We start from the raw sequence: 26,481 nt of genomic DNA, 5'->3' as shown, positions 1-26,481 counted from the left end.
TTTCTCCGGAGAGTCTTCTATGCAGGTTTCTGTTACTTCATCGATTGACCGTCTCGGTTCGGACGCTCGTGGCTCGATCAGCCGCGTCCTGCAAAATACTTTGGCCAGGTTCTCGCCCAACATCACGCAGGTGTCGGTGCTGGTGACGGACGAGAATGGTCCGCGAGGCGGTGTCGACAAGGTGTGTCGAGTGAACTTGACGATGCCGGGTGTTGGTCCGATCAACGTGACCGCGAAGCATCAGAAGGTGATGGCAGCGGTTGCCTCGGCTGCGCGACGCGCACGACGAATGGTGCTAACCAAATTGAAGCGTCGTGGTTCGCAGCGGCGACGAGGACGAGCAGGTTTCCGGCAGATCGGTGATGCGGCGGTAGAGATCGCCACCGAATAGCTGGCGGATCTGGCAATCACTTCGCCGCGTCTGCAAACGCGGCACCGGACGCGACGTCCGCAGATTGCCAGGCAGTGATCCGTGACTGACCGATGATGTCAGCAAGAGAAACGGTTCCACGTCGGCCAGCAGTCGTATCCGACCACTCGCTGGCCGGCGTTCTCTGGAACCCGTGACCCGCTGGCGGTGACGGCCGCGGGCGATTGGGATGGGGCAATAGGCGATTGGGCAATTCCCGGCCGCTCACGCGTCGCGGCTCACTCGATCGCTTTCCCGCCCTCCTCTCCCCCGAATACGATGGGCGTGGGAATGCTGCGTGGCCTGCGGTGCCGGACGCGGAATCGAAATGCGGCGGCGATAAATGACGTTTGCCGTGCAAGGCCTATCGCTTGCAGTTGCGGTTGCCAATAGGCTGGACGGTTCCCGTCGGACAAACCGTGTCAAACCAGCGCGGATCGGTGTGCGCGGAATGATCGTTTTTGAATCACGTCCCAGCTTGAAAGCGACCCATGACCGAAATGACTGAAGAACGCGCCCAGAAGCTCGCTCGGCAATTGAAGCTGATCGTGCTGCTGCTTGTGGTCGCGCCGGCACTCGTGTTGGGGATCTTGATGGAGTTTCGGTTCAAGTCGTTGGAAGAGGATCTGAATCTTTACGAGCCGAGTATGCGTGACGAAGCGAGGATGGATATCGATACTTTGCCGTGGCATCCGGTGATGGGGCAAACGTTGTACGTCCCCGCCTATTCGCACATTTACCATCAAGACAACAAGCCGCGGTTGCTGACGGTAACGTTGAGCATTCGCAACACGGATCGTGAAAACGAAATTGTCGTATCGTCGGTCAAGTATTACGACACAAGCGGTAACGAGAAGCGATCGATGCTGAAAAGCCCTTTGAAGCTAGGGCCGTTGGCGTCGACAGAGTTCGTGATCGAACAAAGCGACAAGTCCGGCGGCAGCGGCGCAAGTTTTATCGTCCACTGGCAAAGCGGACGGCCGGTGACTCATCCGGTGGTGGAAACCGTGATGATTGACACCAGCAACGACCAAGGCATTTCGTTTGTGCGTCCCGCAACCGTACTGGATGAAAACTCGCAAGCTGGACCGAAAGGTCAGTGACCCTGCGACCGCCGAACCATCCGCCTTGGGGTGCCGGTTGCGTCGGCGCGTATCAATCCAGCGTCCTGGCCGCACCAGCCCCCAACCCCATCGCCAACTTCAGCACTCCGACGACGAACAGTAGCACGAAAGAATAGAACCAGGTACCGCTGAAGTCGAACAGGCCGCCAAAGATCATGGGGCCCGTCGCGGCGACCAGATAGCCAATCGACTGAGCCATCCCTGAAAGTTCGGTAGCGGATTGAGTGTCTTTGGATCGCAGGACGATGAATAACAGGGCCAACCCGAAGGATCCACCCAAGATGAATCCGATCATCGAAACCCACAACACGATCCATCCCTGCGGATCCAGCCATAGCCCGGCAAGCCCAATCGATTCGATCAACGCCATCAGCAAGACAAAGACTCGTTGATCGGCCGTCCTTCCCGCAAGCGTTGGGACAATCAACGATCCGACAATGCCCATCGCTTGTGACAGGGACAGCATCCAACCGGCATAGGAAGCGTCACATCCTCGGCTGATCAGAATGGCGGGCAACCACGCCAACACGACATAGAACGTCAGCGATTGCAGTCCCATGAACAGCGCCACCTGCCAGGCCAATTTCGATCTGCCAAGGTGTTTCATCGCCGCCTGAAAGCTGCGCCCCGGTTCTGACTTTTTCAGCCGGCTGGCTTGTGGCAGCCAAACGACGAAGGCAATCATGGCTGGGATCGCCCACACGCCAAGGGTTCCTCGCCAACCGAGATTCAGGTCGTTGGCCAACGGGATGCTGACGCCTGCGGCCAGCGAAGCCCCCAGTGCCATCCCAGCCGAATAGAGGCTGGTGATGAAACCCGATCGGGATGCGAAGTTTCGTTTCGTCAGACTTGGCAGCAACACGTTCCCAAACGCGATCGCGATCCCCAACAGAAGCGTCCCGAAGTACAGCGCCGGCAGCCATGGGATCGAACGCATCGCGGTCCCGAAAGCCAACAGTGCCATCGCCCCCAGCAACGTTCCGCCGATCCCGAAACGCCGCGTAAATAGCGGCGTCAAGGTCGAGATGACACCGAATGCGATCAGTGGCAACGTCGTCAACAGGCCCAGCCAAGCATTGGACAACCCCGTCGTTTGCCGGATGTCTTCCACCAGCGGTCCGACACTGGCTAGCGCGGGACGCAGATTGACGGCGACCAGCAGGATGCCTGTGATCAGCAGCAGGTTCGCTGCGCGCGACTGGCCATCGACGGATCGAACAGAGGAGGATTCGGTCGCCGTGATGGGGGGACTCGGTGTGACCATGATTTTCGATGCCGAACCGTCCACACGAGATGGACAATGTCGATGAGAGATTGCGGTTTTTGCGTCACGTATCCTACCGACACGTCATCGCTTGTCCATGCAGCCCCGTCTTGGGTGGCAACTGGGGTTGCGGATGCGCCAACTGCAGTTGACGCGCCACCCCTCTTGGGATTGGGGAAATCGACCAGGTTATTCGTGATTTGACGATGAAAACGGCGTCGATCAACGGCGGCACAACAGATGCGTTTGGCCCCCCTGCAACGAACGGACCGCTTCTCAGCGTCCTCGGTTTCCCCCAAATCCCATGCCCCCGCACTGAAGCAAACGATGGAAGACAAACTAGCGTCGACACTATGGAACATTCAGCAACGTAACCTCGGTGAACCAGAATTCATCCAGGCGGTCAAAGAGGTTTTAGGTTCCATCGGAACGGTGTTGGCCAAGTATCCGAAGTTCACTGAGCAGAAAATCATCGAACGAATTTGTGAACCCGAACGGCAGGTGATCTTTCGCGTGCCATGGCAGGATGATCGCGGCGAGGTCCACATCAATCGTGGTTTCCGCGTCCAGTTCAACAGCGCGTTGGGCCCCTTCAAGGGTGGGCTTCGATTCCATCCTTCGGTCAACTTGTCGATTGTCAAGTTCTTGGGGTTTGAACAGATATTCAAGAATGCGTTGACCGGGATGCCGATCGGCGGCGGCAAAGGCGGCAGTGACTTTGATCCGAAGGGCCGCAGCGACGATGAAGTGATGCGGTTCTGTCAAAGTTTCATGACCGAACTTTCGCGGCACCTGGGTGAATACACGGATGTGCCGGCCGGTGACGTGGGCGTCGGTCGCCGCGAGATTGGATATCTGTTCGGGCAATACAAACGCATCAGCAACCGCTACGAATCGGGTGTCTTGACCGGCAAGGGGCTCAGCTATGGCGGCGCCTTGGTTCGCGCCGAGGCCACCGGATACGGATTGGGTTACTTCGTTCAAGAAATGCTGGCAGCACGTGGTGAATCGCTAGAGGGCAAGACCTGTCTGGTGTCGGGATCCGGGAACGTCGCGATCTACGCGATCGAGAAGGTGACACAATTGGGCGGCAAGGTCGTCGCGTGTTCCGATTCCAAAGGAGTGGTTTATGACGAGGAGGGCATCGATCTGCCGACGCTGAAACGAGTCAAGGAAGTCGATCGCTTGCCGATCGAAACGTATGTTCGATATCGAAAACAAGCCCGCTACCAGGGCGGTGGAAAACTCTGGGAAATCAAATGCGATGTGGCCCTGCCCTGTGCCACGCAAAACGAGCTGACGGGCAAAGATGCAGAGGCGCTGTTGAAAAACGGATGCATGGCGGTTGCCGAGGGAGCCAATATGCCGACAACGCCCGAGGGCGTCGAGAAATTCGTCAAAGCCAAGATCGCCTACGCCCCGGGCAAAGCAGCCAACGCGGGTGGGGTCGCGACCAGCGCGCTGGAGATGCAGCAAAACGCATCGCGTGATGCTTGGTCGTTTGACTATACCGAGAAGAAACTTGCCAATATCATGAAAGACATTCACGATCGTTGCTTGGAAACCGCCGATGAATTCGGAGTTCCCGGTAACTACGCGCAAGGTGCGAACATCGAAGCGTTCATCCGGGTCGCGGATGCAATGCAGTCGTTGGGGTTGATCTGATCCGTAGGCCGTCGGTCAGGTGCGTGCACATGCGTGTTCCCGTCCACGCGATCGGGGGCAAACGATCGGACCCCACGAAGTTCTCGATGACGCCGATCGACCCCCGTGCAGGTGCACGCGCCGAACTGACCCCGTGCACTCGCCAAACTGACCGTGCACGTGCCGAACTGACCCCGTGCACGTGCCTAACCGGCTCGATCATGATGCCGACACCCACTCTTCGATTCCCCTGATCAACGAAGCGTCGTCCATGCCAGAATCACCGCTGACCGATGGGGACTATTCGATCACGGTCATTCTGATCAATGGCGAGAAGCACGTGGTTTCGTTCCGGCGACATGCCTACAACAATCTGATGGAATTGATCGTCAACGAACTGTACGAGAACATTGGCGATTGCAAGGGGCGAGCGTGGTGCGGGACCTGCCATCTTGAAATCGTCTCTGGCAATCTGGACGAACCGAAGGGCCGAGACGAAGCGACCACGTTGGGCAACCTGTCCAACCAACTGGCATCGAGTCGGTTGGCATGCCAGATCATGACGGACCAGCAGATCGACGGCATGGTGTTCCGCGTCCTCGGTGATGCATGACCCAATCACGCATCCATTGTTTTGTACCGATGCAGGGCGAACGACCGGTGACTGCCGGTTGCCGTCGCCAGTGCGTCAAAATCAATCGGCGGCTAGCGGGCCTAACGCTTGGCCGGATGACGCAGTGATTCCAATCAGATGGACGTTAGCATCGGCTGCGTTAATTCTTCCAGGGACGCGAGTTGCCGATCCGCGATGACGAATCGTGGATCTTTGGCCGCCGACGGTTCTGGAACCACTATCGTTTTCATCTGTGCGGCTTTCGCGGCTAGCAGCCCGATCAGCGAATCTTCGAACGCGATCGCGTTTGTTGGCCGAACCCCCAATGCGTCGCAAGCATTCAGGTAGACCTCGGGGTGCGGTTTGGCGTACCGCAGATCGGCTGCTGACATCTTTGCGCTGAATACGCCTTGCAGTTGCAGCGCATCGATGGTTGCCGAAATCAGGCTCAGCGGAGAAGACGAAGCGAGGGCCAATTTCAGGCCCTGTTGTTGGCAAACATCGATCGCATGTCGCAATCCCGGCATCGCCGGTTTGTGCTGCTGAACCAACTGAATCACTCGATTGACGATCCGGTCACAGACTTCTTTTTGGGTCACTGATTCCCACGGGGATCGTTCGTAGCACGCCTGCACAATCTCGTCGATTCGCGATCCAGTTGTCTCGATCGTGTCCTGCCGCGTCATCGCAACCCCAAGCGTTGGAAGCACTTCCAACTGTGCGGTTTGCCAGTACGGCTGTGAGTCGATCATCAACCCATCCATGTCAAAAACAGCGGCTTCCAGCATCACGAAATCCCGTCGGTCGTTCCAGTTGTTTATCGATTCTGTGCTGGGAGTGTAGGTCCAGTGGCGAATGATCGCCATTGACCCACCGAATGAGCACAGGGGTGTCGTCCGATTTACACCACCGCAGTGTCGACTCGGGCTGACGCTGGCGACAACCTGGCTTGTCGGTCGCGGAAACAGGGATCGAAACTTTCATCACGCCGGCCGCGAAACTCACGATCGGCATGGGGGCAGCACCGGCGGTGTTGCCGATCACCTGCCACCCAAATCGCCATGATTTGCCGGTCTGCGCAGTCGCCCCACATCCACGCAGGACTCAGGCGACCCGATTGGCAGGTCTTGTGCGAGTCCTTGGGACGCTCCTGCAGCAAGGTCGGTACAGCGTTTGCATAAGCATCATGACTGAAGCCTTCCGTAACTTCCTTGCACTGATTTGGAGATTGTCGTGGCAGCTGAGATGTCGACCGTCGCGGTAAAGATCGAAACCAACCATGGTCTCAACTACACCGTCGTTGTTCCGAAATTTCCGGTGCGCAGCAATTCACCTGCTGTGCCCGCATCCGCAGCAACCGGTTCCGCGAAGTCGTCGGATCATTCGGAAACGATGAACCGACATAGCCAGGACGGACGGACAGCAAACGTTAGCAGTTAGCGGGGCGGAACGCAGCGAATTTGCGATCAACCGATTCGCGTCAACCTTTGGATGCGCAAGCTTGGAGCCGAGCAATCGGGCAGCTTGCGGTTCGGGGCGACAGCCCCCACCGCTGTTCGCCTCGGGCTTGGTCGTTGCGAGCGTACGGATCGGCAAATCAGCGGCCGTTGGCTAGCTGCGAACCGGCAGCAGGTCGACGGCAGGGTTGATCCGATTCTGATCCCACGGTGTTGGTCCGATCGAATGAGCAACAACAAACCTGCGTGCGAAACGACGCCCAAGCGTGGCCAGCGGATTCCAGAGCATTTCTTTCGCCTGATCGCTGACTGTACCTACGACTGGGAAAGCTGGTTGTCCGCCGATGGGCAGGTTCTTTGGGTCAACGCCGCGGTCGAACGATTCACGGGTTACACGCCCCAGGAATGCCGGGCGATGAGCGACTATCCGTTGCCCTTGGTGGCACCAGAGGATCGGGGCAAAATTGCTCGGTGTGTCAAGGAAGGGCGCGCGGGCAGCACCGCAAACAATGTCGAATTTCGCGCAATGGATCGTGATGGATGCCATTGCTGGTGTGCCGTATCTTGGCAACCGATGATCGATGCTGCGGGCCATCCGCTTGGGTTTCGAGCCAGCGTCCGCGACATTTCGGAAACGCGACAATTGAGAGAGCAGTTGCGTTTGCAGAACGATCACCTGGAACAGTTGGTCCAGGAACGCACCGGGCAAATTGCCAAACTTGAAAAACACCGACTGAAGGTCGAGAAGCTGGCCGCACTCGGTGAACTGGCGGCCGGCGTCGCTCACGAAATCAACAATCCCCTGGCTGGCATACGGAACGCCTTTACGTTGCTGAAGCGTCACCTTCCCCACAACGTCAAACACTACGACAAACTGGAATTGATTGATTGCGAGATCCAGCGGATCAGCGGCATCACTCATCAGATGTACCAACTGTATCGTCCGAGCCAGCAGACGGTGACTCGGTTTTCAATCAAAAAGTTGGTTGCCGAGGTCATCACTCTTTCGCGTCCGATGGCACGGAAAAAGAGAGTCGACTTGGAGGCAGATTCCAGTTCGTTGCAGCCGTCGGGAGCCCTTGGCGGTGACGAAGTATCCTTGCGATCCGGGGAACTGAAACAGGTCCTGCTGAACCTGGTTCGAAATGCCATTCAGGCGTCGTTGCCTGGCCAGACAGTCTCCGTCGCCATCCACACGAATTCCGCTGCCCTCAGCATCACAGTGACTGATCACGGAAGCGGCATTCCCGAATCGGTGATCGGCAAAATTTTCGATCCTTTCTTTAGCACCAAGTCCGAAGAGATCGGGCAAGGGATGGGGCTGGGGTTGCCGGTTTCAAGCGGGATCATCGAAGCGATGAAGGGAACGATCGATGTGACAAGCGATCCGAACATCGGCACCACGTTCGTCGTCCGGCTTCCGCGGCAACTCGATTAGTCGATGGAAGCTTACCCCAAGTTGCGATTTCGATATGATTGCGTTCATGAACAAACCACAACGCATCTTGATCGCCGACGATGAACCGCTGTACCGCAACACAACCGCCGAACTGTTGCGAGACGAAGGTTATGAGTGCATGTGTGTGGAGGATGCTGACGATGCGATTAGCCTGCTGAGCGAACATTCGTTCGATTTGATTTTGTCGGACCTGAACATGCCCGGCAACCTGAAACGCGAACTGTTGAAAGAGGGGCGAACGAAATACTCGCACGTCCCCATGATCGTGGTCACAGGCGTCCCATCCATATCATCAGCGATCGATAGCGTTCGATTGGGCATCGCCGACTATCTGCTAAAGCCCGTCAAGTTCGAAGAACTGTTGGCCGCCGTGCAGCGGGCCCTGCGTCACTCTGCTAGCCCACCCACGGGGGATGCGGCAGCCGTGCCAAGCATCGCCGCGAACACCAAATTTCCGGAAATCATCTGCAACAGTCCGGCCATGTTGGAAGTGTTGGATGTCGTGGACCGGGTGGCGTCTAGCAATACCAACGTGCTGATCACCGGGGAAAGTGGTACCGGCAAAGAAGTGATCGCCAATGCGATCCATCAACGAAGTCCACGTCGCGATCATGCGATCCAAGTCATCGACTGCACGGCGATTCCCGAGTCGCTGTTCGAATCCGTGCTGTTCGGGCATATCAAGGGATCGTTCACCGGCGCGGTGAACGATCAGGCCGGATTGTTGAGGGCCTGTGACGGGGGGACTGCGTTCTTCGACGAAATGGGCGAACTGCCGGCGGCATCCCAAGCCAAACTGCTGCGTGTGATCCAGGAGCAAACGTTCACGCCGGTCGGTGACAACAAGCCCGTCAAGATTGACACACGCTTTGTCTGCGCGACCAATCGCGATCTACAAGCCGAAGTCGACAAGGGCACCTTCCGCCAGGATCTGTTTTATCGTCTGGCCGTCATCCACATCGACCTGCCACCGCTTCGCGAGCGTGGCGAGGATGTGATTCTGTTGGCCGAATCGTTTCTGCGAAACTTGCGGCCTTCCGATTCAACGATCAGCGGATTCAGCGAAGAAACCCTCGACTGTTTCCGCCGCTACACGTGGCCCGGCAATATCCGCGAGATGCGAAATGTGATCGAGCGTGCGATTGCATTGGCGCGAGGCGACATGATCCGGCCGGATGACTTACCACAGTTGTTAAGAGAGCCGACGGTCGGTGCAAACGGAGACGTATCCGATATGGCCGAAGTATCGCGGGACGAAGCCTTGGACAGCGCCGATCGGGCTTACCTGACCAGGTTGCTGGAAAAGCACGAAGGTGTGATCGCCAGCGCCGCCCGCCAAGCCGGTCTGTCACGCCAAGGCATGAACAAGTTGTTGAAACGGCACAACATCGACGCGGCTGACTTTCGCTAGCGGAGCAGTCATTCGCCAGTCACCCCCCCCAATCGGCACATCCGGGGGGGCGGGCTGGCGTTCATGGTGACGTCGCCCGGGCGTCACGGCTCCCGATGACCAAATGATTGACGATGGTGCCCCCCTCTGGCTATTGTATTGGCAGTTCCTCAACCGCTGCGCGTGGTTCGCTGATGTCTCGAATCTTGTCAATCGTCCTGTTTTTCTCGCTGATGGGCGGCGTTTTAGCGCCGTCGTCATGGGGAAGCTGCGGTGATTGGTTACAGCATTCCGGTGACTCTGCGGTGCCCTCTCCCTCCGCTTCCGCAGAAAGCGATTTGGCGTCGCTGCCGGCCAATCCCGCCGTTCCATGCAGCGGACCCAATTGTGGAAAGTCACCGGCTGGTCCGATCCCGGCCACACCCCTGCCCAGTGTTGAACGGCAACACATCGAGGCCGCGTGGCTGCGAAATGGTCAGTTCGAATCGTTGATTCCGCTGGGGTTTGTCGCTAGCGACGAACCGCGGCCCGCCCCGCAGGCATGCATCGACGAAATCTTTCGCCCTCCGAGCATCTAGCGAACTGGGTATCGTTGAAATTCCGTGCGCCGTCCCTTGGTTGGATCGAGCGACCATGGATTTTATCTTTCCGTACCCTCGCTGCGTCTGCTCGTAAACCAACGGTTCGTCGAGCATTCGCATGTCTGAAATTCGGCCCACGCTGCGCAGGTCCGCAGCGAGGCTGAAGTGAACCACATCGCCGTTGCGCGACGCGGTTCAAGACGATTTCATTCATTCGCTAGGTAATCCCTCCCCATGTCTTCCATTCCACTGGGTGACGCTGCGCCGGTTGCGGCCGCAGCGAAGCCAAAGAAGAAATACGTTCGCGCCGTTGGGCCACGTCTTCGCAAGCTTCTTTATCTGATATTTGTTCTCGTTGCCTTGTTGTTCGCCAATTCTGGCTACCTGTCTGTGATCACGTTCGCAGAATGGTTTAACGGCGCCACCTATCAAGACTACTTCTACCAGTACATGTTTCTGGCGCACCTGGTGATGGGTTTGCTGTTGATTTTGCCGGTGGTTGTCTTCGGTTTCGTCCACATGTGGAACACCAAGGATCGCCGCAACCGCCGAGCGGTTCGTGTCGGGTACGCGTTGTTTGTGGCCAGTCTGCTGATCCTGGTGTCCGGCATTTTGCTGGTTCGGGTGGGCGGTTTCGATCTGCGGCAACCGCTGGCGCGAAGCACGGTCTATTGGCTGCACGTTGCTTGTCCATTGGTCGTCATTTGGCTGTATTGGCTGCACCGGTTGGTTGGACCACGGATCAAGTGGCGGATCGGCGGCAGCTTTGCGGGGCTGGCCGGATTGTCGATCGCAGCGATGGTCATCGTGCAGCTTCAAGATCCCCGTCAATGGAACGCCGTCGGTCCCGATTCAGGCGTGAAGTATTTCGAGCCATCGTTTGCACGCACCGCGTCGGGCAACTTCATCCCCGCCGATGCGATGATGAACGATGACTACTGCATCAAGTGTCATGCCGACGTGCATGCACAGTGGAGCGATAGCGTTCACCGGTTCAGTTCGTTCAATAACCCACCCTATTTGGCCAGCGTCAGCAAGACTCGCGAACTTTCCTTGCAACGAGACGGTTCGGTGCAAGCATCCAGGTGGTGCGCCGGTTGCCACGACCCTGTCCCGTTTTTCTCCGGTGCGTTTGATGACCCCAACTTTGACATGCTTAGTCACAAAACGGCCAACGCGGGGATCACTTGCACGGTCTGTCACGCGATCACGAATATCAACAGCGTTCGCGGCAACGCCGACTACACGATCGAAGAACCCTTGCACTACCCGTTCGCGAACAGCGAAAACGCGGCGCTGCAGTGGGTCAATAACCAGCTTGTCAAAGCCAAGCCCTCTTTTCACAAAAAGACATTTCTGAAACCGTTTCACAAAGAAGCCGAGTTCTGTTCGTCCTGCCACAAGGTTCACCTGCCCAAGACGTTGAACCACTACAAGGAATTCTTGCGAGGCCAGAACCACTACGACTCGTATCTGTTCAGCGGTGTTTCGGGCCACGGTGCACGCAGTTTCTATTATCCACCCAAGGCGGTGGATAATTGCAACCAGTGTCACATGCCGGCGGTTGCATCGAATGATTTCGGGGCCAAGATCATTGGCGACGATCCACAGCTAAGTGTCCACGACCACCTGTTTCCATCCGCAAACACCGGCATGGCGTGGCTGCGTGATCGTGATGTCATCATCGAAGCGCATCAGGAATATCTGAAAGACATCATGCGAGTGGATCTGTTCGGTATCCGCGACGGTGGCGAGATCGACGGAGCGCTGACCGCACCCCTTCGACCGATCGTGCCAGCGCTGAAACCGGGCCAAAAAGTGCTTCTGGAAACAGTCGTACGGACGTTGAAACTGGGGCACCTGTTCTCGCAGGGAACTGTCGATTCCAACGAGATTTGGCTGGAAGTCACCGTGACCAGTGGCGATCGAGTCATCGGTCGCAGCGGTGCGAGAGACGCCAGCAAACGGAACGAAGTGGATCCTTGGTCTCACTTCATCAACGTGTTCATGCTGGACAAGGATGGCAATCGGATTGATCGACGCAATCCCGAAGACATCTTTACGCCGCTGTATGACCATCAGATCCCGCCGGGGGCAGCCCAGACGGTTCACTACGAAATGGAGATCCCCGAGGACGTCACCGATCCGGTGAAGGTCGAAGTGAAGCTGCAGTATCGAAAGTTCGACACGCAATTCATGGATTTCGTCGCCAAACAGAACGAGAAACTCGGTCAGTTGATTCGGGGGCATGAATTCGGCCAGGACTACATCAACGAGCTGCCGATCACGACGATGGCGACGGACACCGTCATCTTTCCGGTCGCGGGATCCAGCGTTTCGGTAGAGAACCCGACTCCGGACATCCCGACTTGGCAGCGATGGAACGACTACGGAATCGGGTTGTTGTTGAAAGGGAAGGCGGAACTGCGTCAGGCGGAGGAAGCGTTCAAGGAAGTGGAGAAGCTGGATCGCTATGACGGACCGCTGAACCTGACTCGCGTGCTAAACGCCGAGGGCCGTGTGGACGAAGCCGTCGCAGCGCTCAACCGAGCCGACCAGTATCGTGAAACCGAGGGATTCCCGCGCTGGACGTGGGCTTGGCTCTCGGGTGTGATCAATTCGCAACAAGGTCGGCTGGAGGAAGCGGAACAGAACTTCCGCAGCGTCTTGGAAGACAGTACCGAAGAAACTCGCAGTCGTGGGTTCGACTTCAGCATCGACATCGAAGTCATCAATGCCCGCGGACGCAACTTGTTCGACTTGGGGGCGGTTCGTATTCGGCAAGATCAAGCGGACCAGGGACGCGAGTATTTTGACGCGGCGATACAGCAGTTTCAAAAGACGTTGACGATCGATCCAGAGAATGTGACGGCGCACTTCAACCTGCACCGTCTGTACGAAACGGTCGGCGAGCAAGAATTGGCGTCCAAGCATCAGTCGTTGCACATGCGTTACAAGCCCGACGACAACGCCAAGGGTCGAGCGATTCGGCTGGCTCGTGAAAAGTATCCCGCCGCCGATCACGCCGCCGAGGCGGTCGTGAAGTACTCGCTACAGCGTGAAGAACAACTTCAACAGAAAACGGTGAATCAGCGATGAGTAATAAGCGTAAGAAAACAGAGGCGGATTCCGCGGCCGTCGACAACGAAGAAGTCGAACGCGACGACGCAGCGATCAGCCGTGCTCTGCGCGGGTCGTTGCTGGGGATCGCCGTGATCGTCGCGATCGGTTGCGGCGTGGCCTATTGGATGTCACGGCCCCGGTCCACGCCGCCGGTTCGGAAATCCGAGCTAGCCACGGTGGAAATTCGCGAGGCCCCCAAGATCAATCCGCCCACCGTTCGGTTCACCGACATCACGGACGATGCCGGAATTTCATTTGTCCACAACAACGGTGCAAACGGTGACAAGCTGCTTCCCGAGACGATGGGCGGTGGCTGCGCGTTTTTTGACTTTGATGACGACGGCGATCAAGATTTGCTGCTTGTCAGTTCGGCCGACTGGCCGTGGGACAACGCCAGCGATCGCCGGCAAACTTCCTCGCTGTATCGGAACGATGACGGCAAGTTCATCGACGTCACCGAGGGATCCGGGCTGGATGTCGAATTGTACGGCATGGGTGCGGCGGTCGGCGACTTCGACAACGACGGGCTGGTCGATGTGTTCATGTCGGCTGTTGGCCAAAACCGTCTGTTCCGAAATGCGGGTGACGGGAAATTTGTCGATGTCACGGATGTGTCGGGGGTCGCTGGATCGGACGATAGCTGGAGCACCAGTGCGGGATGGTTTGACTACGACAACGATGGCGACATTGATTTGTTTGTCTGCAACTATGTCGGTTGGAGTCGCGAGTATGACCAGGGGCAAGGTTTTCAGTTGGTCGGTGGTGGACGAGCCTACGGGAGGCCTCAGAACTTTGAAGGCACGTTTTCCAATCTGTATCGCAATGATGGCGACGGGGCGTTCACCGACGTGTCCGAGCAGTCCGGGATCCAGATTCGCAACGATGCCACCAGCGTACCGCGGTCCAAATCGTTGGGGCTTACGTTTTGTGATTTCGACAACAACGGCGCCCTTGATGTCGTCGTGTCGAACGATACCGTCCAAAATGTTTTGCTCAGCAACGACGGCAAGAATCACTTCCATGACGTTGGCACGTTGACGGGCATCGCCTTTGACGCCACCGGAAATGCCAGAGGTGCGATGGGCATCGACGTCGCTTCGTTCCGTGATCGCAGATCGATCGCAGTGGCTATCGGGAACTTTTCCAACGAGATGACGGCACTGTACGTTTCCAAGGCGGGGCAGATGCAGTTCTACGACGAGGCGGTCACGACGGGGCTGGGGCCAAGCACGCGATCGGTGTTGACGTTCGGTTTGTTCTATTTTGACTATGACCTGGACGGTCGTAGCGACTTGTTTTGTGCCAACGGTCACTTGGAGGATGACATCAACCGTGTGCAACCAAGTCAGCATTACGAACAGCCGCCGCAACTGTTTTGGAACGCGGGACCGCAAAGTGCAACCGAGTTTGTGCAGGCGAATGAGTCGCAGGTCGGTGCGGACCTGTTTCGGCCGATGGTGGGGCGCGGGGCATCTTATGCAGACATCGACAACGACGGCGATCTGGATGTTCTGATCACGACGGCGGGACAGAAGCCTCGACTGCTACGCAACGATCAATCACTCGATCACCATTGGCTGCGGATCAAATTGGTTGGCGACGGTGTGAAATGCTCACGCGACGCGATCGGAGCCTGGGTTGATGTTGATCTGGGCGACGCCGCTGTGTCGCAGCAAGTGATGCCGACGCGAAGCTACTTGTCGCAGGTCGAACTGCCGTTGACATTCGGGCTGGGCAAACGCGAATCGGTCAAGGGCGTCACCGTGCGGTGGCCAGATGGCGAAACGCAAGAATTGGGCGAACTTGCCGTCGACCAATTGCACGCGGTCCGTCGGTCGCCAGCATCGCCGCAGTGATAAAGGCCGCAGTGACGAGAGCCGCAGTGACGAGAGCCGCAGTGACGAGTGCAGCAGTGACGAGTGCCGCAGTGCTACGTCGCCGCCGCGATGGGGGATCCCCCCTGGGGGCCAGTGATTCGGCAATCCGATGCCGGACGACTCCTGTCACGAATTCGGGCTATAATCCGGGCCCGGTATTTCACTTGCCCCCGAACCATGGCGGGCACGCAGCAGCGACTTTGGGATTTCCGGAATCCATCCCCGGACATCCTCGCTGAAACCCGTTGATTGACACGTCACGGATCATCCGCGACGGTTCCCCGCATCCGGCCCGCCTTACCACCACGAGACCAAGCTTTGAACAAAACATTTCTATTGTCGGCGTCCGCCGTTGCATTCCTGTTGAGCTGCTTTTTCACGAGCGTCGGTGCTTGCGGCGCCGAGACAAAGAAGCTTGTCATCGTCGCTGGCAAGCCGTCGCACCCGCCACGGATGCATGAGTTCAATGCGGGCGTTCAGTTGCTGGTCAAGTGCTTGGAATCGGTCGACGATTTGCAAGTCGAACCGGTTTTGAACGGATGGCCCAAGGATGAGTCGATCTTTGACGACGTCGACGCAGTTGTTTTCTACATGGATGGCGGCGGAAGGCACGAGATCGTGCAGGAAGATGGTCGCCGCTTGAAGTTGATCGACCAGTGGACTGCAAACGGTGTTGGTGTGGGGTTCATGCACTATGGCGTGGAAGTGATCGCTGACCAAGCTGGCGCCGAAATGCAGCGTTGGGTCGGTGGGCACTACGAAAACGCTTTCTCGTGCAATCCAATTTGGGAGCCGACCTTTGCGGTGTTCCCCGACCACCCGATCACCAATGGGGTCAAGCCGTTCAAGGCGCTGGACGAATGGTATTTCAACATGCGTTTTGTTTCGGACATCGTCGGCAATGAACCCAAGCAGACCGATGGCATCAAGTTCCAGCCGATCCTGCTGGCGACACCGTCGGACGATGTCCGTGATGGGCCCTATGTTTATCCCCAAGGACCTTATGCACACATCCAAGCGTCCGCCGGTCGTGCCGAAGCCATGATGTGGGCTGTCGAGCGGGCGGACGGCGGTCGCGGATTTGGGTTCACCGGTGGTCACTTCCACGACAATTGGGCCGGCGACGACTTCCGCAAGGTTGTCCTGAATGCGTTGTTGTGGGTTGCCAAGGTGGACGTGCCTGCCGACGGTGTTGTTTCCCAAGTCAACCCAACGATGCTAGACCTGAATTTGGATCCCAAGGGAAGCCCCAAGGCAAAGCCCAAAAACAAAAAGAAATCTGCCCAGTGAATGCCCTCGACAGCAGTAGTGCAATATGACATCCGAGCCCAATGACGGATCCGGCAATCGTCCGCATCGTTCGGTGATCAACTCGGCCGCCTACAGCAATGGCGTGCGCGTTGCGGACATACCGATCGCAGACTTGGGCGATGCTTGGAAACACTCCGATCGTTTTCTGTGGGTCGGCCTTCATGAACCAACAGAGAAAGTCCTGCTGCATATCCAGCAGGCTTTCGGTCTGCATGATTTGGCCGTCGAAGATGCCCACAATGCTCACCAACGTCCCAAGTTGGAAGTCTACGACGATTGTGTCTTTGTGATCATTCGCACAGTGAAGCTGTCGGATCGTGAAAACCAGCGGATCGAATTTGGCGAGACGCATGTCTTTCTTGGGCCTCGTTACGTGGTCACCGTACGCCACGGATCTCCTCATTCCCATGTCGGAGTCAGGGCGCGGTGCGAATCAACGCCGAACCTATTGGCCAAAGGCGAAGGCTTTGTACTGCACGCAGTGATGGATTTCATTGTGGACCAGTACTTCCCCGTGATCGACGCCTTGGAAGCAGAGTTGGACGAGTTGGAGGTCCAGATCTTCAGCGGCAAGCTCATGCGCAGCGTCACGGCTAGGATCTACCACCTGCGTCGTGACCTGCTAGCCATCAAGCAAGCGATTTCACCGTTGATCGAAGTGTCTTCGCGTTTAGCGCGATCCAATTCGCAACTGATCTCGGACGATGCGCGGCCCTATTTCCAAGATGTTCATGACCACGTGGTCCGAATTGCGGACCTGATTGATAGTCTGCAGCAGTTGTCGCAGACGGCTCTGGAAAGCAACTTGGCGCTGATCTCCGTGGGGCAAAACGATGACACCAAACGTTTGGCGGCTTGGGCGGCGATGTTGGCTGTGCCGACGATGATTGCGGGACTGTATGGCATGAACTTCAAGTACATGCCAGAGACTCAGTGGGTGTGGGGTTACCCGGTCTCGCTAGGCATCATGTTGGTGTCGTGCCTGATACTGTATCAGTGGTTTCGAAAGCTTGGCTGGCTCTAGCTCCGGACCTCAGCGTGTGGATGCTGCGTCTGGATGCTGCGTCTGGGGGATGCCGCGTTTTCGTGTCTGCAACCTTTCTCCTTCGGATCGATCTCCTATGCGACATGCCACTTGCCTTTTGTTTGTCCTCCTGATGGCATGCGCCGTCGCTGCGGCGGATCGGCCGAACGTCGTCATGCTGTTGTCCGACGACTTGGGATACAAGGACATTGGATGCTATGACGGACCCGTTCAAACACCCAACCTAGACGGTTTGGCGGCGAAGGGGATGCGTTTCACGAATTTCTATTCCGGCTGCGCGGTTTGTTCTCCGTCGCGAGCAACGTTGTTGACCGGTCGGCACCATATTCGTGCGGGCGTCTACAGCTGGATTCACAATGACACTCAGAAGTCGCACCTGCTGCGGCGTGAAGTCACGATCGCTGAATGCCTAGGTCAGGCAGGCTATTCGACCGCTCACTTCGGCAAGTGGCATCTTGGGTTGCCGACCGATTTGCACGACAAGCCCGCACCGGACCAGCATGGGTTCGAATACTGGTTCGCCACTGACAACAACGCGATTCCAAGTCATCACAACCCGACCAATTTCATTCGCAATGGTCAGTCCGTGGGGAAAATCGAAGGCTATTCGTGTCAGATTGTTGCCGACGAAGCGATCGGTTGGTTGCAGGAACATCGTGTTTCTGACAAGCCATTTTTCATGAATGTCTGGTTCCATGAACCGCACCAAAAGATCGCTGCACCCGACGACCTCGTGACGCAGTATGGCAAGGTCGGCGAAAAGCAAGCGATCTACTCGGGCACGGTCGACAATACCGATCGAGCCGTTGGTCGCTTGTTGGCAGCGTTGAAAGAAAGTGGCGATTACGACAACACTCTGTTCATCTACGCTTCCGACAATGGAAGCTATCTTGACGAACGCACCGGTGATTTGCGTGGCCGAAAAGGATTGAATTGGGAAGGTGGAATTCGCGTTCCTGGGATCTTTTCCTGGCCAGGCAAAGTGGTCGAAGGGGGAGTGTCTGATGCACCTGCTGGCCTGGTCGATGTTCTGCCCACGATCTGTGGCTTGTTGAACATCGATCCGCCAAAGGATCGTCATCTGGATGGATCGGACATCTCAGCGCTGCTGATGGGAAGGCCCGATGATTTCGTTCGGCACCAACCACTGTTTTGGCATTTGCAGAAATCGCGTCCGGTCGTGGCGATGCGTGATGGCGATTTTTCATTGGTCGCACAACCGGACTACGAATTGTCGACCGACAACATGTTCCAGGAATCGTGGATCCCGACGATCCGATCAGGTGGCTATCGTGATTTTCAATTGTTCGATCTGCGGAACGATCCCGGGCAACAGCATGATCTGGCGACTCAAATGCCCGAGAGGCTGCAGCGATTGAAAAAGAAGCTGCTGGAGATCAACGCCAGCGTGATGGCCGACGGCGTAGACTGGAACGATCGATAAGCGGTCGCTCGGGGGAATCGCTATCGCAACGAACGACACAACGGGACCATCCTGTCAACGTGAGTGCAGGGACTCGCGGTTTGTTTCACTACTGCAGTTCCGGCACACATCCACCGCCTGTTGCATGCTGGTTTTCGATAGCAGCGATGCGCGGCAAACTTCCGTTGATTGACGTTCCGCCGGTCGGTCTTTGCCGAGAGCAATAAACAGGGAACCACGAATCACACGAATAAGCAAGGCCCGTCGCGGTTTCCTATTCGTGTCATTTGTGTGATTCGTGGTTAGAAACGTCTTCCTCGCTCCTCGCGTGCGCCCACCTACGCCAATCGAAACAGGGAAAAGAGTCCGCGTACCTTTTTGCGTTCCGTACCATTTTGCGTTCGTTGATTGACGTTCCGCCGGTTGGTCTTTGTCGAGAGCAGTAAACAGGGAACCACGAATCACACGAATGACACGAATAATCAAGATCGGCCGTGGTTTCCTATTCGTGTCATTTGTGTGATTCGTGGTTAGAAACGTCTTTCTCGCTCCTCGCGTGCGCCCACCTACGTCAATCGAAACAGGGAAAAGAGTCCGTGTACCTTTTCTCCGTCGTGTATCTTTTCTCCGTTTCTCGCAGCGTTCGCGTTGACTGGCTATCGCGACGGCAGGCTTAAGCCACGCTCGGCAATCACTGCGTCGAGTCTTTGCTGCAGCGAGTTCTTTGTAGCCGCGTGATGAGGATCACCGGATAGATTGTTCCGCTGTTCGGGATCCTGTGGCATGTCGTAAAGTTCGGATGTTCCATCGTGGTACGACATCAGCGCCCAGCGTTTTGTTCGGTACAGAAAGTTGCGTGTTTTGTTTTTTCCGCCCACGGTGATCGCTGCCTCGCGGATCTTGCTGGATGGATCGGCCAAGATTGGCAACAGGCTGGTGCCTTGGCAATCATCGGGTGTGTCGACTGACAGCCAATCGCAAATCGTCGGGTACAGGTCCACCAGTTCGACCAGCGATTCCGATCTTCGGCCCCCGGCAGCTTCGGGAGAGCGACTCGCTTGGGCTTGTGACGTGGATGGCGGGGTTCCTGGTCGAATGATCAGCGGCACCCTGGCGACGTGTTCGTGCAAGTTGCTTTTCTGCCAAAACGTGTGATCGCCTAGGTGATAGCCGTGGTCGCTGGTGAAGATCACCGCCGTCGATTCACTGAGCCCCAGTTCGTCCAGCGAATCCAGGATGCGGCCGACTTGGGCATCCATGAATTCAACGCTGGCTCGATACCCGGACCACATGCGTTTTTGGTTGATCGGGAAGCGACCAATGCCATTCTGGGCGGAACGGCCGCTGGCGAGTCCCGCCGGTGGAATACCGCTGTCGCCGATGTCTTGGTTCCAAGTGCTGGGCAATTCCATTGCTTCGGGCGGGTAGTGCCCGAACATGGCTTGGGGAGCGACCATCGGGTAATGCGGCCGGATCAATCCGACCGCCAAAAAGAACGGCTGGTCTTTGTACTGATTCAGCAGTTGGGTTGCCTTGGACGCGGATTTGGAATCGGGTTGGTCCGAAGCGTCGCCGTCGACCTGGACGGTCACGAAGGCGCGGTGAGCGGTGCGGGCGCCCTGCCTGCCTTCCATCGCCGTCGTGAAGATGTTTTGGTTCAAACAGGCATAGTCGCCGACGGTGTGTGCTTCGTCGCCTTGTGAATTGAATCGCTGGGTCCAGCACTGGGCAATGTCCTCGCCATCGGTTCCATCGACGATGTCACCCGGGACACGCATGTGAAAAATCTTGCCGACGCGGACGCTGGGGATGCCGGCGTCGATCAGGGTTTCGCCAAGCGTGGGGCAGTTAACGTCGACATACCGGGAACGCATGAAGGATCGTCGTGACGGAGCGCACCAGGTTCCTTGGCAATAGACGCGGTCGAACACCATTCCGTTTGCGGCCAGCCGATCTAGGTTGGGCGTGCGTGTGATCTGGTCGCCATAACAACCCAGTGTGCTGGCCCGCAGGTCATCCGATACGATCAGCAGCACATTCCTGATCTTGTCGGCTTGCTGCGGATCAGCGTCCGTCGATTCCTGCCCCGGCAAGCGGCCACCTGAGGTCATGCAAAGCAAGCCGATCAGGATGGTCAAGGAAAGATTCGACTTTTGCATCTGTGCGCCTTGGGGGCGAGAGAGGGGGCAGACTTGCGCCGAAGGGGGAAATCTTCGTCGCCGATGATGGCTAAGCATGGCTCGCTATCCGGTTTCGGGTCTTGCAGTGAACCGTTTTGCGTCATCGGTGTCGACTACAAGATGGCTTCGCGAACACGATCGACAAGTCCGTTGTTCTTGTCTTGACTGCCAGGCAGCAGGTACGCGCTGCTGGCAAGAAACGCGTTGCGGAAATCAGGGGAAACCGCGTAGTAGTCTTCCAGCACTGCAGAGCTGAATTTGTAGTCGTGCGAATCATTGCCCTTCAGAAACACTAATCGTCGTGCGGCATCGATCAAGGCTTCGGGTGGTGCACCCGAATCGAGATAGCCGAGCATCGCCGCCGACGCTTTTCCGCGGTTTTCGGATACCGTTTGAAACAATTTGTCGACGCTCGTATCCGTCGCGTCACCGCTGGCCTGATCGGATGATTCGCTGCTGCCTAGGTTGATGGTTTGGGCTGCAACCTTCTCGCGTCCCTGCATGGACTGCCGAAAGTACGGGATGAAAGCGGCGTTTTGCAGCAGCAGTTCTTGCCGCGTTCTGTCTCGGTACGCGGTGCGGAAGGCGTACTGCATCGCATTGGTGGTCGTGGCTGAGTGCAACGTGACGATGCCAGGTTGCTGGCCTAGCATTTCGCCGGACGACAGATATAGCGCATCGATGATCGACTGCGGTGCGATTCCGCTGGAAAGCATTTCGGCGGTGGCTTCGACGGCATCGCTAGGTGTCGCACTGCGCAGTGTGTCCAGCAAAGACAGCGTCGCGCCCGAATCAACTCGGCCAAACTTCCAGCCCTTGTCGAGTTGCGGCAGTGTTTGCTGAGTCATCCGCCAAGCCGCGTCAGGGCCTAGGTCGCTGGTCGATGGATTCGGCTCGCCATGGTGATTTAAGATTGCGTACGCGAGCGAACGGAGCACGGGTTCCGCGTAACGCCACCCGATGCACTGCAACGTCCGATAGGCGTTGGCGACGTAGATCGATTTGTGTCCGATGCTGCGGTAGTCGCGACAGCCGTAGTGGGCTAGCAAGTCAAAGACTTCGGTCGCCGATGCTGATTGGCACAGCGAAACGATCGCAACGTCGGCCGCCTCGACGTCCCAAGACTCCATCGCTTCACGGAATGCTTGTTTGGCTTGATGAGGCGGCGGTAGTTTGGATTGGTCGACCGCCGACATCGTCCAGTCACCCTCTTGTTGATCGCGGGCTTGCGATGACTTGAAGTAATCCAGTGCCCAGAAAATTGGCAACCAGCGGTCCGACGGCGGGGCACTTTGGCTGGCCAAGTGTGCCGAATTGACCACCAAAACCGCGTGGAACTTGAATCCAACGCTGGGGCGAGGTTGGACGTTGCGGACGCCTGCCAATAGGAGTGCTGCCAACACTTGGCGGTAACTGGTGCCCGAAAGAATCTTTTCAGCAAACGTTTCGATCACCTTCTGACGCGGTGTGTCTTCCAGCAATCGCACCAGCGGTTCGATGTCTTCCGAAAACTGCACCGCGGTGGTGGGCAACTGAGATTCGGCCGCCGACACGCTGGGCAGACGGCCCAGGAAACTGAATTCGGCCAGCGACAGGGTGATGCTAGCTGCACTAGCGGATTTCAGGAACGATCGTCGTCGATGGTTTGATTGGGGATGATTCATCGGATGGTTGCCTGAGGGCGTCGGTGGGTGGGCTCGCGATACTTCAATGTCGATTCATTGTATGGCAAGTTCACCCGGTCGGATCCCTTTTTCGACTGGCAAAGTCTAGAACGTGATCGCCGATCCTGGCCGGCGTAAACACTCAATCATCCATCCACCGGTACCCCGGGCCGACTCGGCGTGCGTGGAACCGTTTTGCTATTCGACCGTGGTGTCACCCAGGTTGGATCGCAAAGTGGACATTCGTCGTTTGCGTTGGTCCCGCAATTGTTCGGGGCTGATGTCTTGGGTGTAACGGCCGACCATGTCAACAAGCTTTTCGTGATCGATGGGTTTCGACAGATAGTCGTCACAGCCACCATCAAGGCATCGATCCCGGTCTCCTTTCATTGCATCCGCCGTCAACGCGATGATGGGCCATTCGATGCCTTCGGACCGCAGTTGGGCCGTCGCTTGTAGGCCATCCACGTTTGGCATCTGCATGTCCATCACGATCAGATCAAACGGTTGCTCGGCGCCGCGAGCTTCGATGGCCTTGTCCATCCCTTGTTGTCCGTCTTCGGCAGTACTGACCGTTGCACCGGCTTTTTCTAGGAAATGCTGGCTGATGTGTCGTACGTCACGGCGATCGTCCACGACCAGTACGCGACAGGTCAGCTTTCGTTTTCTCGTGGGGGCGTCGTCGATTTCGCTGCGACGCGAGATCAGGTCGGGTTGAACCCATTGAACTTGGGCGTCGACTTCGATCGGCAAAGTAACAGTGAACGTGGAACCGACATCGATCTTGCTTTCCATTTCGATGGCGCCACCGAGCATCCCGACCAAGCGTTTGCTGATGGCCAGTCCAAGCCCGCTGCCGCCATAGGATCGGGTAACCGAGGTATCACCTTGGGAAAACGGCTTGAACAATCTTTCTTGCTGTTCATCGCTCATCCCGATGCCCGTGTCGCGTACCGAAATCTGTAAAGCACGGTCGCCACGCGACCCGACCGACAGCACCACGCTGCCCTCGTCGGTAAACTTGATCGCGTTCCCGATTAGATTGATCAGCACCTGGCGTAAACGAGTCGGGTCGGTGTGAATCTGTTCGGGAACCTTGGTATTGAATTCGGCACGGAATTCGAGTTTCTTTTCTTCTGCGCGAACATGCATCAGTGATTGCACGTCGGCGATCAGTTGTGGCAGGCTGACCGATTCGAGATCGATGTCCAGTTTTCCTGCTTCGATCCGCGATAGATCTAAGATGTCGTTGATCAGTTCCAGCAGGTGTTGGCCATTGCGTTTCATGACCAGCACGCAGTTGCGGTTGTCGGGGTTCTTCAGATGCCCCAGCAGCACGTCGGCATAGCCGAGGATCGCCGCCATCGGCGTGCGGATTTCGTGCGACATGTTGGCCAAGAACTCGCTCTTGGACTGGTTCGCAGCATTCGCCGCCTGTTCGCTCTCTAGCAAGCGTTGTTCTTGACGTTTGCGGTCGGTGATGTCGGTGACTGTCCCGTCAAAGCTGCTGAGTTTACGGTGCTTGCCGGTGCCGGAAAAACTAGCTGCCCCCTCGGCTCGCACCCATCGCACGGTCCCGTCGGACTGCACGATGCGATACTCCGTCGAATAGGGCGCAGGGTGAACGGCGTTGGTTGACGCGGCAACCGCGGCCTGGACCGCTGCACGATCGTCGGGATGAATGTGGTCGAACGCTTCCTCGTACGTGATCTCGCCGATCTGACCGGTGAAAATGGATTGGAATCGCTGGTCACTGATCAGGGTCTCGGTCTCTGGATCGATATTCCATGACCCCATCCCACCGGCATCCAAAGCCAGTTCCAGTCGTTCGCGGATTATGCGAAGCTGGCTAGCGGACCGTTCTGCTTTGCGTCGATTGCGTTCTAGCAAGTACAGCACGCTGCCGACAAGAATCAATCCGATCGCGGTCGATGTGATGATATTGGTGCGACCGCTGAGATAGGATCTTGCTGCGAAGTCCTCGCGAATGAACAGCACCTCGCTTTCGATTTCCCGCATCCAATCGGCCTTGGCCCGAATGCGGTCCATCGTTTTGTTTCCTGCGTCGGCTGCGATGGCACCCTCGGCCGCCTGGCTTCCTTCTTCGGCGCGGACTCTCAATACGTGTCGAAGTTCATTGATCCGTTCTTGAACCAATGCTCGCAACAAAGGCACCTCAACGGCCTGGCGTGGGTTGTCCGATGTCAGCGACCTTAGCTTGTCGAGTGATTCGTTGGCCTGACGCACCGCTTCGTCAAAAGGTGTCAGATAGGTGGTGTCGCCCGTGATCAGAAACCCTCGCTGCCTGCTTTCGGCGTCCATCACCGCAGCAACCGTTTCACGCAAAGATGCCAACACTTGGTTGGTGTGTCGTACCAGCAAGCGGTTTTCCTGCAACTCTCTGAAATTCCGCAGCGCGATCACACCGCTGATGACCAATGCGATGATCACCAGCGCAATCGAGAGCGGTTCGACCAAGCCGCGTCGAATCTTCGTCTGATCCGTCATTGGAGTTTCGTTCACTCGATTTCTCGTTCGGAGAACACTGTGTCTGAGTGCACTGTGTCTGAGTTCACTGTCGCATCGGGGGGGCGTCCCAAGCTTGCAGCTGCCCCCAACTTTAGTCGATCGAACCGTCTGACAACTTGTCCACTGGGTGATTGCATTGGCGGGCCGCTAGCGTCTCGCCGCTCTCGGGTAGGAGCTCATTGCCGGGTCGTGCTGAAATCCTATGGTTGACGGGTGTGGAAAGGACAGGAAACGCCGAGGTTCGTCAGTCGGCATGGATCGTCACGTGGATCCCCTGAACCCTGCCAATGCTTATTTGATCAATTTAACTTCGGTGAGCGGTGTCCGGTCAATCCGAGAGAGTCGCGAAAGGGTTTTAGATCGGTCCGCTGATCCCGTCGACGCGTGGTTGTCGCGGCGATTGTCAGATCAATCGGCGGGGGCAAAGGTTCCCCGATTCACGGGCGAATGACTGATCAGCGTGCGCTCCGGACGTTTTGCGTTCATCACAATCGTCGCACTGTTGGGTTCAAGCCGTTGGAAGCAACCGATTCACGTGATTTGGTGTTGGGATTTATTTACGGCCCGCCATTTGCGTTTGTCCGATAGAAGTTCCAATCGCCGGCAAGCCGCCATATTCGATTCGGCGCGGCTGCCATTCCAGCGACACTCCTTCAACTCAGGATAGACCCATGACACTTGAAACTAAAACCAGTCTGAGCGACTCGACGATCAGCAACCTTCAGAAACTGATTCGAGCCAACATTGATTCCTACAATGGTTTCCACGAATCGGCCGAAGAACTGAGCGATCCAAAGGTCGCTAGCCTGTTCCGTGCAATGGGCGACGATCGCAGCGCGATGGCAAGCGAACTGCAGCAGTACGTTTCATTCAATGGCGAAGAAGCGGAAGACGACGGCAGCGTCGCGGCCAAGACGCACCGAATCTGGATCAACATCCGTGGAAAGCTCAACGGTGGCGATCCATACGTGATTCTGATCGAAGCGGAACGCGGCGAAGATCACATGAAGGCTGCCTACGAGGACGCGCTCAAAGAAACCGCTGGCAGCGCGATGAACGACGTTTTGACTGCCCAGTACGTCAAGGTGAAGGCTGGACACGACAAGGTCCGCGATCTTCGTGACATGTACAAGAACAAATAACGTTCTAGCGAAGGCAAGCGTATGCGAGTGGGCCGGTTCGGTTCACTTCGACGCAGCATTTAACCGCCCGACTCTGATGGATCGCCCGGTTGTGTGCATTTGCGATTCTTTTTTCCCGCTTGATTGCGGCGTCCCGATCATTGGACGACGCAGCTAGCGGGCGGATTATGGTCACTTGTTACTCGTCGTCGCCAGGTTGGGTCTGTTGTTGTCAGGTCAAATCGATGGCGGAACAAACAGTCATTC

19 protein-coding genes are annotated in these 26,481 nt (G+C 57.0%); 14 read left to right on the top strand and 5 right to left on the bottom strand.

Translation table 11 applies throughout. The annotated features are described in order from the left end of the window. Positions 1-19 precede the first annotated feature (19 nt). Positions 20-391 (top strand): hypothetical protein, encoded by a 372-nt coding sequence (locus tag K227x_RS26755; protein WP_145175234.1) that lies wholly within the window; start codon positions 20-22, stop codon positions 389-391. 509 nt (positions 392-900) lie between these two features. Beyond that, on the top strand, positions 901-1,512 hold the full coding sequence (locus K227x_RS26750; RefSeq protein WP_145175232.1) for a DUF3124 domain-containing protein: 612 nt from the start codon (positions 901-903) through the stop codon (positions 1,510-1,512). Between the two features lie 52 nt (positions 1,513-1,564). On the opposite strand, the gene K227x_RS26745 is transcribed toward K227x_RS26750, so the two are convergent. Continuing rightward, positions 1,565-2,797, bottom strand: a complete 1,233-nt coding sequence (locus K227x_RS26745; RefSeq protein ID WP_145175229.1) for a CynX/NimT family MFS transporter — start codon at positions 2,795-2,797, stop codon at positions 1,565-1,567. Between the two features lie 327 nt (positions 2,798-3,124). On the opposite strand from K227x_RS26745, the gene gdhA reads away from it, so the two are divergent. Further along, entirely contained in the window at positions 3,125-4,462 is a 1,338-nt protein-coding gene (gdhA, locus tag K227x_RS26740) for an NADP-specific glutamate dehydrogenase (RefSeq protein ID WP_145175227.1), read from the top strand. Between the two features lie 250 nt (positions 4,463-4,712). Continuing rightward, positions 4,713-5,054, top strand: a complete 342-nt coding sequence (locus tag K227x_RS26735; RefSeq protein WP_145175224.1) for a 2Fe-2S iron-sulfur cluster-binding protein — start codon at positions 4,713-4,715, stop codon at positions 5,052-5,054. A 134-nt stretch (positions 5,055-5,188) separates the two neighbouring features. On the opposite strand, the gene hxpB is transcribed toward K227x_RS26735, so the two are convergent. Then, positions 5,189-5,842, bottom strand: coding sequence for a hexitol phosphatase HxpB (gene hxpB, locus K227x_RS26730; protein WP_145175221.1), 654 nt, complete (start codon positions 5,840-5,842; stop codon positions 5,189-5,191). 445 nt (positions 5,843-6,287) lie between these two features. On the opposite strand from hxpB, the gene K227x_RS26725 reads away from it, so the two are divergent. The 9 genes from K227x_RS26725 to K227x_RS26685 all read left to right on the top strand — a co-directional run bounded on the left by K227x_RS26725 (position 6,288) and on the right by K227x_RS26685 (position 18,741). After that, positions 6,288-6,494, top strand: a complete 207-nt coding sequence (locus K227x_RS26725; protein ID WP_145175218.1) for a hypothetical protein — start codon at positions 6,288-6,290, stop codon at positions 6,492-6,494. Positions 6,495-6,737: 243 nt separating this feature from the next. Next, positions 6,738-7,949, top strand: a complete 1,212-nt coding sequence (locus K227x_RS26720) for a two-component system sensor histidine kinase NtrB (protein WP_145175215.1) — start codon at positions 6,738-6,740, stop codon at positions 7,947-7,949. Positions 7,950-7,995: 46 nt separating this feature from the next. Beyond that, on the top strand, positions 7,996-9,381 hold the full coding sequence (locus tag K227x_RS26715; protein WP_145175212.1) for a sigma-54-dependent transcriptional regulator: 1,386 nt from the start codon (positions 7,996-7,998) through the stop codon (positions 9,379-9,381). 173 nt (positions 9,382-9,554) lie between these two features. After that, on the top strand, positions 9,555-9,938 hold the full coding sequence (locus K227x_RS26710; protein ID WP_145175210.1) for a hypothetical protein: 384 nt from the start codon (positions 9,555-9,557) through the stop codon (positions 9,936-9,938). Between the two features lie 237 nt (positions 9,939-10,175). Next, complete coding sequence (locus K227x_RS26705) at positions 10,176-13,040, top strand: multiheme c-type cytochrome (RefSeq protein WP_145175207.1); 2,865 nt, start codon at positions 10,176-10,178, stop codon at positions 13,038-13,040. Then, a complete protein-coding gene (locus K227x_RS26700; RefSeq protein WP_145175204.1) occupies positions 13,037-14,920 on the top strand; it encodes a CRTAC1 family protein in 1,884 nt (627 codons plus the stop codon). Before K227x_RS26705 ends, K227x_RS26700 begins: the two co-directional genes overlap by 4 nt. Positions 14,921-15,259: 339 nt before the next feature. After that, the gene (locus tag K227x_RS26695; protein ID WP_246146318.1) at positions 15,260-16,231 is read left to right on the top strand and encodes a ThuA domain-containing protein; all 972 of its coding nucleotides are present in this window, start codon (positions 15,260-15,262) and stop codon (positions 16,229-16,231) included. A gap of 25 nt (positions 16,232-16,256) precedes the next feature. Continuing rightward, a complete protein-coding gene (gene corA / locus K227x_RS26690) occupies positions 16,257-17,276 on the top strand; it encodes a magnesium/cobalt transporter CorA (RefSeq protein ID WP_145175201.1) in 1,020 nt (339 codons plus the stop codon). Positions 17,277-17,373: 97 nt separating this feature from the next. After that, positions 17,374-18,741 carry a sulfatase family protein gene (locus K227x_RS26685; RefSeq protein WP_246146317.1) on the top strand — a complete coding sequence of 456 codons (1,368 nt, stop codon included), beginning with the start codon at positions 17,374-17,376 and terminating at the stop codon, positions 18,739-18,741. A 635-nt stretch (positions 18,742-19,376) separates the two neighbouring features. Here the strand turns inward: K227x_RS26685 and K227x_RS26680 are convergent. From K227x_RS26680 to K227x_RS26670, 3 genes are all read right to left on the bottom strand, one after another. Then, positions 19,377-20,879, bottom strand: coding sequence for a sulfatase (locus K227x_RS26680; RefSeq protein ID WP_218933562.1), 1,503 nt, complete (start codon positions 20,877-20,879; stop codon positions 19,377-19,379). 134 nt (positions 20,880-21,013) lie between these two features. Then, entirely contained in the window at positions 21,014-22,564 is a 1,551-nt protein-coding gene (locus K227x_RS26675) for a hypothetical protein (RefSeq protein WP_246146316.1), read from the bottom strand. 198 nt (positions 22,565-22,762) lie between these two features. Further along, the gene (locus K227x_RS26670) at positions 22,763-25,087 is read right to left on the bottom strand and encodes a hybrid sensor histidine kinase/response regulator (RefSeq protein ID WP_315854329.1); all 2,325 of its coding nucleotides are present in this window, start codon (positions 25,085-25,087) and stop codon (positions 22,763-22,765) included. A 677-nt stretch (positions 25,088-25,764) separates the two neighbouring features. On the opposite strand from K227x_RS26670, the gene K227x_RS26665 reads away from it, so the two are divergent. Further along, a complete protein-coding gene (locus K227x_RS26665) occupies positions 25,765-26,235 on the top strand; it encodes a PA2169 family four-helix-bundle protein (RefSeq protein ID WP_145175199.1) in 471 nt (156 codons plus the stop codon). The last annotated feature ends 246 nt before the right edge of the window (positions 26,236-26,481 follow it).

It is taken from the genome of Rubripirellula lacrimiformis (assembly GCF_007741535.1).
Taxonomy (GTDB): Bacteria; Planctomycetota; Planctomycetia; order Pirellulales; family Pirellulaceae; genus Rubripirellula; species Rubripirellula lacrimiformis.
Note: the sequence above shows the minus strand (reverse complement) of the source record. Positions and strands in the feature narration are given on the sequence as shown.

Coding starts and splice junctions, on each gene's coding strand:
- hxpB (WP_145175221.1), bottom strand. CDS start 5,842: ATGCTGGAAGCCGCTGTTTTTGACATGGATGGGTTGATGATCGACTCA.
- K227x_RS26755 (WP_145175234.1), top strand. CDS start 20: ATGCAGGTTTCTGTTACTTCATCGATTGACCGTCTCGGTTCGGACGCT.
- K227x_RS26685 (WP_246146317.1), top strand. CDS start 17,374: ATGCGACATGCCACTTGCCTTTTGTTTGTCCTCCTGATGGCATGCGCC.
- K227x_RS26675 (WP_246146316.1), bottom strand. CDS start 22,564: ATGAATCATCCCCAATCAAACCATCGACGACGATCGTTCCTGAAATCC.
- K227x_RS26680 (WP_218933562.1), bottom strand. CDS start 20,879: ATGCAAAAGTCGAATCTTTCCTTGACCATCCTGATCGGCTTGCTTTGC.
- K227x_RS26720 (WP_145175215.1), top strand. CDS start 6,738: ATGAGCAACAACAAACCTGCGTGCGAAACGACGCCCAAGCGTGGCCAG.
- K227x_RS26745 (WP_145175229.1), bottom strand. CDS start 2,797: ATGGTCACACCGAGTCCCCCCATCACGGCGACCGAATCCTCCTCTGTT.
- gdhA (WP_145175227.1), top strand. CDS start 3,125: ATGGAAGACAAACTAGCGTCGACACTATGGAACATTCAGCAACGTAAC.
- K227x_RS26700 (WP_145175204.1), top strand. CDS start 13,037: ATGAGTAATAAGCGTAAGAAAACAGAGGCGGATTCCGCGGCCGTCGAC.
- K227x_RS26715 (WP_145175212.1), top strand. CDS start 7,996: ATGAACAAACCACAACGCATCTTGATCGCCGACGATGAACCGCTGTAC.
- corA (WP_145175201.1), top strand. CDS start 16,257: ATGACATCCGAGCCCAATGACGGATCCGGCAATCGTCCGCATCGTTCG.
- K227x_RS26710 (WP_145175210.1), top strand. CDS start 9,555: ATGTCTCGAATCTTGTCAATCGTCCTGTTTTTCTCGCTGATGGGCGGC.
- K227x_RS26705 (WP_145175207.1), top strand. CDS start 10,176: ATGTCTTCCATTCCACTGGGTGACGCTGCGCCGGTTGCGGCCGCAGCG.
- K227x_RS26750 (WP_145175232.1), top strand. CDS start 901: ATGACCGAAATGACTGAAGAACGCGCCCAGAAGCTCGCTCGGCAATTG.
- K227x_RS26735 (WP_145175224.1), top strand. CDS start 4,713: ATGCCAGAATCACCGCTGACCGATGGGGACTATTCGATCACGGTCATT.
- K227x_RS26665 (WP_145175199.1), top strand. CDS start 25,765: ATGACACTTGAAACTAAAACCAGTCTGAGCGACTCGACGATCAGCAAC.